At 65.6% G+C, this 7,302-nt stretch carries 7 protein-coding genes; 4 read left to right on the forward strand and 3 right to left on the reverse strand.

The features are described from left to right. Positions 1-93: 93 nt before the first annotated feature. The gene (gatB, locus tag V7702_RS16085; protein WP_335651094.1) at positions 94-1,599 is read left to right on the forward strand and encodes an Asp-tRNA(Asn)/Glu-tRNA(Gln) amidotransferase subunit GatB; all 1,506 of its coding nucleotides are present in this window, start codon (positions 94-96) and stop codon (positions 1,597-1,599) included. A gap of 398 nt (positions 1,600-1,997) precedes the next feature. On the opposite strand, the gene V7702_RS16090 is transcribed toward gatB, so the two are convergent. Both V7702_RS16090 and V7702_RS16095 read right to left on the reverse strand, forming a co-directional pair. Next, entirely contained in the window at positions 1,998-2,687 is a 690-nt protein-coding gene (locus V7702_RS16090; RefSeq protein WP_335651095.1) for a hypothetical protein, read from the reverse strand. Positions 2,688-2,819: 132 nt separating this feature from the next. Beyond that, a complete protein-coding gene (locus tag V7702_RS16095; RefSeq protein WP_335651096.1) occupies positions 2,820-3,362 on the reverse strand; it encodes a hypothetical protein in 543 nt (180 codons plus the stop codon). A 164-nt stretch (positions 3,363-3,526) separates the two neighbouring features. Between V7702_RS16095 and V7702_RS16100 the strand changes: the two genes are divergently transcribed. The 3 genes from V7702_RS16100 (at position 3,527) to V7702_RS16110 (ending at position 6,738) form a co-directional block, all read left to right on the forward strand. Beyond that, positions 3,527-4,789: a DUF4062 domain-containing protein gene (locus tag V7702_RS16100; RefSeq protein WP_335651097.1), complete on the forward strand. Its 1,263-nt coding sequence runs from the start codon at positions 3,527-3,529 to the stop codon at positions 4,787-4,789. Between the two features lie 72 nt (positions 4,790-4,861). Beyond that, on the forward strand, positions 4,862-6,055 hold the full coding sequence (locus V7702_RS16105) for a serine hydrolase domain-containing protein (RefSeq protein ID WP_335651098.1): 1,194 nt from the start codon (positions 4,862-4,864) through the stop codon (positions 6,053-6,055). Between the two features lie 77 nt (positions 6,056-6,132). Then, the gene (locus V7702_RS16110; protein WP_335651099.1) at positions 6,133-6,738 is read left to right on the forward strand and encodes a flavodoxin family protein; all 606 of its coding nucleotides are present in this window, start codon (positions 6,133-6,135) and stop codon (positions 6,736-6,738) included. A gap of 63 nt (positions 6,739-6,801) precedes the next feature. Here V7702_RS16110 and V7702_RS16115 read toward each other — a convergent pair. Further along, the coding region (locus V7702_RS16115) for a M23 family metallopeptidase (protein ID WP_335651100.1) at positions 6,802-7,302 on the reverse strand (501 nt) is incomplete at its 5' end.

Raw genomic sequence — 7,302 nt, forward strand, 5'->3', positions numbered from 1 at the left:
AGGCTGGCCGGCGCCGTAACCCCTCACCCTCCCGCTCAACTTCGTTGATCGGGCCCCTCCCTCTCCCGACGGGAGAGGGGTAGAGCTATGTCCATGACCGACACCAAGACTGACACCAAACTCATCCAGGGCCGCACCGGCGCCTGGGAAATCGTCATGGGGCTGGAGATCCACGCCCAGGTGGCGTCGAAGGCCAAGCTGTTCTCGGGGGCCGCCGTCGGCTTCGGGGCGGGGCCCAATGAGCAGGTGTCGCTGGTGGACGCCGGCTTCCCCGGCATGCTGCCGACGCTGAACAAGTTCTGTGTCGAACAGGCGGTGCGGACGGGGCTGGGCCTTAACGCCCGGATCAACACCTTCAGCCAGTTCGACCGGAAGAATTATTTCTATCCGGACCTGCCCACCGGCTATCAGATCAGCCAGCTGTATCACCCCATCGTGGGCGAGGGCGTGGTGGAGGTGGAGGCCGAGGACGGCTCCTTCTTCAATGTGGGCATCGAGCGCCTGCATCTGGAGCAGGACGCCGGCAAGCTGATCCACGACCTGTCGCCCACGGAATCCTATGTGGACCTGAACCGGGCGGGCACGGCCCTGATGGAGATCGTCTCGCGGCCGGATCTGCGCAGCCCCGAGGAGGCGGTGGCCTACGTCAAGAAGATCCGGACCATCCTGATCTATCTGGGCACCTGCGACGGGGACATGGAGAAGGGCAACCTGCGGGCCGACGTGAACGTCTCGGTCTGCCGCGCCGGCGGCTATGACCGGTTCAAGGAAACCGGGGACTTCAGCCACCTGGGCACCCGCTGCGAGATCAAGAACGTCAACTCGTTCCGCTTCATCAGCCAGGCCATCAACTACGAAGCCCGGCGCCAGATCGAGATCCTCGAGGACGGCGGCAAGGTCGATCAGGAGACCCGCCTGTACGACCCCGCGTCCGGCGAGACCCGGTCCATGCGCTCCAAGGAGGAGGCGATGGACTATCGCTACTTCCCCGACCCGGACCTGCTGCCGCTGGAGATCGAGCAGGCCTGGATCGACGAGATCAGGGCCTCCCTGCCGGAACTGCCCGACGAGAAGCGCAAGCGGCTGATGAGCCAGTACGGCCTGTCGCAATACGACGCCGTGGTGCTGATCTCGGAACAGGCCAAGGCGGACTATTTCGAGGCGGCGGCGAAGGGGCGCGACGCCAAGCTGGTGGCCAACTGGGTGACCAACGAGCTGTCGGCCCGGCTGGCCGCCGACCATCTGGACTTCGACCAGAGCCCGGTCCCGGCCGCCCATGTGGCCGAGCTGGTCCAGCTGATCGAGGACGGGACCATCTCGTCCAAGATCGCCAAGGAGGTGTTCGACCACGTCTGGAACGGCGAGGGCGGCCCGTCCGAGGTGGTTGAGAAGCACGGCCTGAAACAGGTCACCGACACCGGCGCCATCGAGGCGGCCGTCGACGCCATCATCGCCGCCAACCCGGACAAGGCCGAGGCGGTGAAGGACAAGCCCCAGGCCCTGGGCTGGTTCGTCGGCCAGGTCATGAAGGCCACCGGCGGCAAGGCCAATCCGGCGGCGGTCAACGCCATCCTGAAGGCCCGGCTGGGGGTCGACTGAGGGCGCCTCCGCTCATCGCGCGTGTTGATCCCGCGCCCGGGCAGCCGCGAGGCTGAGCCGGGCGACGGGCTGCGGCGGAGCGGGGATGGCGTCCCGTCCCGGATAACGCCTGCGGCGTTTCCGGGATGACAAGGGGCGATGCTGGCGATGTCAGGGCCCGGCCTCCCGCTGTTGGACTCCGACCGTGAAAAGCAGTCCGATTGGAGTCTGACGCCGGCCGTTCCACAGCACCCGCTCATCCCGGCGAAGGCCGGGATCCAGATGGCGGGCGCGGCGGTCAGGCCTTGAGGCGCGCCAGGGCGTCCAACATTCAGCCCTGTGATCTGGACCCCAGCCCTGGCTGCTGCGCGCCGCCCTTTGGGTCGCCGGGGTGAGCGGAGTCACGGGGTTGTCTGGGGTCATGGCCCCGGCGCACCGTCATTGGACTCCGACCGTGAAAAACAGTCCAATTGGAGTCCAACATCGTCCTCGCCTGCCATGCGGGTGAGGGCCTGGATTTCGGCGGCGAGGGCGCCCAGGGTCCGGGTGGGGAAGGGGCCGGTCAGGTCGATTTCGGGTTCCGGCTCGCCCCGGTCGCGGCGTTCGGCGTCCTCGCGATCCATGCGGGCGCGGCGTTCGGCGCCTTCCTCGGCGCGGACGTGGGGTTGCAGCTCCTTGTGAATGCGCAGCCAGCCCCGGGCCTCGATCTGGCGGCCGGCGGCGATGGCGGCCTGAACGTGGGTCCAGGCCTTGGCGGCCATCTGGGCGGCGGTGAGGGGCGGGGTCGGCGCGTCCGTCGCATCCCGGCTCGCGCCCGATGGCGCGTCCGGGATGACGAGGGGTTCGTTCTGTGAGGGCTGCGCGGGCGGCGCCGGGTCAGGCGTGTCCGGGCCCAGGAAGGGCGCGGCCTGGTCGGCGCGGCGCCAGCCGCCCTGTTTGGCGTGCAGGCGGAAGGTGGAGAGCTTCAGCCCGTGGCGTTCGCAGACCTCGGCCGCGCTGGCCCCGGCCAGATAGTCGGCCCTGGCCGCCGCCCAGCGCGCGGCGCGGACCTTGCGGTCGGTGTTGAACACGGGCGGGCTGTCGGGGAGGTAGCGAAATCGGATGTCCATGCCCGCCAGTGTGCGGCGCCCCCGGACACGGCGGTGAAACAAGGCCGGATTTTGAGGGCGGGGCCTTGTTTCACAAGGCATTGGGGGCGGGAAATGCGGGGATTAAGGGCGGTCGCGGGCTGCGATGGACGCCTATTCGTCGCGAAGCTCAAGCGCGGTGAACGGGGTCTGACCCCGTTCGATGCGGATGAGGTCGAGCACGCCGAGCATCTGGCGCGACCGCCAGGCGCTCATGCCGTAGGACAGGGGCGCGGCGGCGGAGGCGACGATGACGGGGATGACCACATCAGCATGGTCGCGGACGAAGGGCATGATGCTGGCGCCCGCGACTTCCGCGAGCAGGGCCAGCAGGGTGACGGGCACGGTGAGGTAGGCGATCACCACGGCGCGGAACATCTGGTCCTGACGGCGCGCATTGAGGGCGGCCAGCGCCACCACGGCGTCGAAGGTCGCCTCGTCCGCGCCCGCGAGGATGTCGAAGGCCGCGATGGTCGAGGGATTGCGGCGGAAGCCGGTGATGAAATCGACGCCCAGATAGCCCCATGCGCCCGGGGTGTAGACACTGGACGGGATCAGGCTCCACGCCGGAAAGTGGGCCTTGAGCCGCGTCCACAGCCGCCAAGCCTCGGCCGCGCCCGGCATGGGGATGTCGCGGGCTGGAGTGTCGGCCGCCATCGAAGCCCCCTGATGCGGTTTCGCCTGTCTCTGTGTTCGGCCGACTCGGGGAGTGGGGCAAGGGGCGGGGCAGAAGCAACGGCCTAACCCGCTTGGCTCAGGGGCATTCGAGATATGACGCAAGCGTCTAGCAAGTCTCATTTTCCAGCCTTACTAAGGCTGTCATGGCCAAACGTCCTACATTCTTTCTTTCGTCGACCATCTACGACTTTCAGGACCTTCGTGGTGCGATAAAATTCACCCTTGAATCCCGAGGCTGTCGCGTGCTCGCCTCGGAATTCAATGACTTCGGCGGAAATCTTGAGCAGCACAGTTACGAGGCGTGCCTGAAAAGTATTGAGCAGGCGGATTATTTTGTCCTTCTGGTGGGTAGCCGTGTCGGTGGATGGTATGACGAGTCCAGCAGAGTCAGCATTACTCAGCAGGAGTATCGGACGGCATATGAGCGACACCGGCAGGGGCTGTTAAAGATAGTCACGTTGGTGCGCTCAGAGGTCTGGCAAATGCGTGAGGATCGAAAGGCCCTCTCCCGTCACCTAGCTCAGCTCGATATGAGCGAGACCGAACGGAAAATGGCTCAAGATTATCCGAGCAAGTTCGCGACAGATGCCACCTTTATCAGCGAGTTTTTGGCCGAGATCGGTCGAAATCTCGAGACGGGCCAAGCCGTGAAGACGGGAGGGGTAAAGCCCACCGGCAACTGGATTCATCGCTTCTCAAGCTTTAGAGACGTGCACGATGTATTGAATCCGCTGTCTTTTTCCGGCCGCACAGCCGACGAGGCCGCATATGCAAAGGCTTTGCAGCATGAACTGCTAACAGTCTTGGGCCGATTTTTGATCAAAATTGATGAAACGCCAAGGGATTATAGGCAGTTTTTGAGGGAGCATATCGCCAATTGTCCGATAGAACGGACCGATCGATTTGATGATACATTCGCAATAGATGCGAAAAAGTGGCAGTCATTTAGTACGGTGATGATCCATACGTTAGGGAGGAAGCTAAACGCCGTTGTTATAAATGATGCCATTAAATCGAGCCTTTTTCTAACTTATGATAGAGTCAGTGGTTCTTATACGCAAACATCTGCTTACGAAGCATTGGCAAAATTGCTCGATGAAATTCGTATGTATAACGAAAGCGCAAATGCTGAAAATTTATCAATTATATTCGAGTTTTCTCCGAAGAATATTGGACGACCGAAGGGAAATGTTAGACTGCCCACAATGAAGTTGTTGATTCTTTATGGTATCGCCCATCGCTGGGTTAATATTGTGAGTCTTTCAATGGCGCTCATCGTTCACCTTGAGGGGCGTGATTTTGAGATGCCAGAACTTATGCCGTTCTCGCCGGTGAAAGACATGGATGACGAAATTTCGAAGGAAGTGGTCACTGCCTCCGAAGCCCGTACGGCGTTGGGGATTTAGCGAATCCCGGCCAGTACAGAGTTTCCGAGGGCAGAGTAGGATGCCGAATCCCCCCCTTGCCTGGATGCGTGCGTGACTAGAGTTCTGATTTCCGGCCTTTTTCTCCTCTCCCTTTCCCTCTCCGCCTGTGAGCGGCAGGGGCGGGTGGATGAGGCCCAGGCGGCGGTTCCGGCGGCGCCGGCAAGGGCCGAGCCGGTGGTGGTGGATCAGCTGCCGCAGCTGTCGGCGAAGATCGACGGGCTGGAGGTGACCGGCGGGTTCAGCGGGGCGGTGCTGGTGGCGCGGGGCGACGAGGTGCTGTTCCGCAAGGCGTACGGCACGGCGAACCATGAGCTGGACAAGGCCATGGCGCTGGACACCCGGTTCCGCATCGCCTCGGTGTCGAAGCAGTTCACGGCGGCGGCGATCCTGCGGCTGCAGGACGAGGGGGTGCTGAGCGTGGACGATCCGGTGTGCCGGTGGATCCAGCCGTGCCCGGAGGCCTGGGCGCCGGTGCGCATCCACCACCTCTTGAGCCACACCTCGGGCATTCCGGACCTGATGCAGCGGCCCGGCTGGGGCGAGATGCGGACCACCCATCAGACGCCCGCGCAGCTGACGGCGGCGTCGGCGGAATACCGCCTCAGCTTCGAGCCGGGCACGAAGATCCGCTACTCCAACGCCGGCTACAACCTGGCCGGGGCGATCCTCGAGGCGGCGACGGGGCGGGGGTATCACGACTGGCTGAGGACCGAATTCTTTGAGCCGCTGGGCATGGACGACACCGGCTTCGACGACGGCTCGGCGGAGACGGCCATGGGCTACGCCTGGCTGGCGGGCGGGCGGACGCCGCAGCCGGAGTCCAACGCCTCCATCGTCTATGCCTCGGGCGGGCTGTATTCGACCGTGGACGATCTGCTGGCCTGGAACCGGGCGCTGCACGGGGGGCGGCTGCTGTCGGCCCGGAGCTATCGCCTGATGACCAGCGCCCACAATCCGCCGGGGGACGAGGGCCCGCCGGGGCGGCCGCCGCGCGGCTGGGGCTATGGGCTGTTCATGGCCGACCTGGGCTCGCGCATGGAGCCGGGGTTCCTGGCCGGGCAGATCTATCACACCGGCAGCTGGTCCGGGTTCCGGGCGCTGGCGACGCACCACCCGGCGCAGGATGTGACGGTGATCGCCCTGTCGAACTACTACCACCAGAGGGACGCCCTGTTCCTGATCACCCAGTGGGCCGTGGCCGAGGTGATCGGGGCGCCGCTGCCGGAGCGGATCGCGGACAGCTGAGCCCTTCTCCCGATGGGAGAAGAGGGAACGCCGCGCGGCGGGCGGGGTTTGGTGTGGGGACCCTGAAAGGAGATCCCATGCGCGCCCTGATCCTGAACTGCACGCTGAAGGCCTCGCCGACATCGTCCAGCACCGAGGCCTTCGCCGGGGTGCTGGCGGACCAGCTGCGCCGGGAGGGGTGTCTGGTGGAGATGGTGCGGCTGGTGGATCTGGACATCCGGCCGGGGGTGACCTCGGACGAGGGGGAGGGCGACGACTGGCCCGCCGTGCACGAGAAGATCATGGCGTCGGACATCGTGGTCATGGCCACCCCCACCTGGATGGGCCAGGCCTCCAGCGTGTGCCAGCGGGCGCTGGAGCGCATGGACGGCATGCTGTCGGAGACCGACGACACGGGCCGGCCCGCCGCCTTCGGCAAGCTGGGCGGGGTGATCATCACCGGCAATGAGGACGGGGCGCACCACATCGTGGGCACCACCTGCCAGGCCCTGATCGACATCGGCTTCACCATTCCGGGGCACAGCTGGGCCTACTGGCATCTGGGACCGGGACCGGGGCCGGACTATACGGAGACGGACGAGGGGCACGACTACGCCGACCGGGTGGCGAGGAACGCCGCGCGCAATCTGGCGGGGCTGGCGAAGGTGCTGACGCCGGAGACCTATCCGGTTCCCGAGAGCTGAGAACAGGGACGCGGACGGACCCCCTCCACCGCTTCGCGGTCCCCCTCCTCCGGTGGGGGAGGATCAGGCCGCGCCGTTGAGGAGGCGGGCGTAGGCGTCCACCAGACTGGCGTAGGTGGGCACGAAGACCACGGCGGTGGTCCCGCCGTCGGACACCGCCGCCTTGATCTCGAAGTGCAGGTGGATGGTGGTGGCCGTGCCGCCGAAATCGTTGGAGACGCGGCCGATCAGCTGGCCCCGCGCCACCCGCTGGCCCGAGGTCAGGATCGAGCGCACATGGGCCATGTCCATGTGCAGGTAGCGGTAGATGCGGCCGGTGTCGCCGCGGATGAAGACGCTGTAGCTGCCGATGGAGGTGATCACCCCGTCCTCGGCCGCCACCACCGGATGGACCCGGGCCTGGCAGGTGGCGGGGCGGATGTCCTGGCCCTGGTGGCCGCGCGCCGAGGGGCACAGGCCGTTGGCGGCCGAGCGGGTCTCGCAGAAATTGTCGCGCCAGGGATAGCTGTAGTTGGCCGGATCGCACTGGCCGCCGGGCGGGCCCATGAAGCCGCCGTGGCCGTA

The organism is Phenylobacterium sp., assembly GCF_036963605.1.
In the GTDB taxonomy this organism is placed as follows: Bacteria; Pseudomonadota; Alphaproteobacteria; order Caulobacterales; family Caulobacteraceae; genus Phenylobacterium.

Excerpts from the sequence above, each read along its gene's own strand:
- gatB (WP_335651094.1), top strand. The coding sequence starts at position 94 with ATGACCGACACCAAGACTGACACCAAACTCATCCAGGGCCGCACCGGC.
- V7702_RS16090 (WP_335651095.1), bottom strand. The coding sequence starts at position 2,687 with ATGGACATCCGATTTCGCTACCTCCCCGACAGCCCGCCCGTGTTCAAC.
- V7702_RS16095 (WP_335651096.1), bottom strand. The coding sequence starts at position 3,362 with ATGGCGGCCGACACTCCAGCCCGCGACATCCCCATGCCGGGCGCGGCC.
- V7702_RS16100 (WP_335651097.1), top strand. The coding sequence starts at position 3,527 with ATGGCCAAACGTCCTACATTCTTTCTTTCGTCGACCATCTACGACTTT.
- V7702_RS16110 (WP_335651099.1), top strand. The coding sequence starts at position 6,133 with ATGCGCGCCCTGATCCTGAACTGCACGCTGAAGGCCTCGCCGACATCG.